The organism is Bacillus sp. LR--39 (assembly GCF_053613335.1).
The window spans coordinates 1-1,067 of record NZ_JBSIOT010000324.1; the positions used below are offsets into that span (position 1 = coordinate 1).

A 1,067-nucleotide genomic window follows, 5' to 3' on the forward strand; every position below is an offset into this window, starting at 1 on the left:
CCGTGTACCTCAGCCGCTGTATGAAGCACTTTCTCAGCAGCCGCTACAACCTCTTTTCCTACTCCGTCTCCCGGTATTGCCGCAATCTCGAATTGTTTCATCGTCATTCTCCTCCCCCTGTTTTCGTAAGCGCTTTCTATTATACTAGATTGCGAGATAGTAAAAAAAGCCCGTGACATTGTGTCACGGGTGGTCGGTTATTGATTAAGTTTCTTTAAAATGATGGCGTGCAACGGTTCATGGGACTGAATGCCGCACACCTCTTGAAGTACGCCGCTGTATCCTTTTTCTTCGATCAGCGCTTGCAGTTCAACCGCTTCAGGGTCACCGGTGAAATCGAAGCGCAGTGCTGCGGCAATTCCTTCCGCCAGTGCATACGGTTCTTTTATTTTCTTTGCCGGACCTACAAGCCTATCATTTTCTCCCAGTTTTCTGAGAGGTGACCTCGCTACGCGGGTCACATCGTCCGAAATGAAAGGATTTTCAAAGCGACCGATGATTTTTTTGATATATTGTTCGTGTTCAGTTTGCTTAAAGCCATACGATTTGACGAGATAGTCACCAGTTTCAAGCAGCGCCGAATGAACGACACGGCGGATTTCTGGATGATCGATTGCTTCTTTGACCGTCTTGAGTCCGCGCTGATAGCCGACATACGCTGTCACCGCGTGTCCGGTATTGACCGTAAACAGCTTCCGTTCGATGTACGGCGTTAAATCATCAACAAACAGTGCGCCGTTTATGACTGGTGTTTTCCCTTTAAAGCCTGATTCATCAATGACCCATTCGAAAAATGGTTCAACCGATACTTTCAGCGGGTCTTCATGATGCTGAATCGGGACGATCCGGTCAACGGCAGAATTCGGAAAACCTACCGTTTCACTGACGGATTTCTGCTCTGCTTCCGTTAAATGGCTGTATATCTCTTTCTTTAAGAAGCTGCTTCCGCCAATCATATTTTCGCAGGCAATGATATTCAGTGTGTTTCCAGCGTTTCTCCGTCTTAAACCTTCTGCGATAGACGGAGCAATCAGCTTCAGCACGTTCGGGCCGACAGCTGTTGTGAT

The 1,067-nt window shown here is 47.5% G+C and carries 1 protein-coding gene and 1 pseudogene; both read right to left on the reverse strand.

Annotated elements, in window-relative coordinates:
* Positions 1-179 (reverse strand): annotated as a pseudogene (locus tag ACWHAR_RS22910) (tartrate dehydrogenase); the annotation flags it as partial.
* Between the two features lie 18 nt (positions 180-197).
* A partial coding sequence (locus ACWHAR_RS22915) for a mannitol-1-phosphate 5-dehydrogenase (RefSeq protein ID WP_452087926.1) occupies positions 198-1,067 on the reverse strand: 870 nt, incomplete at its 5' end.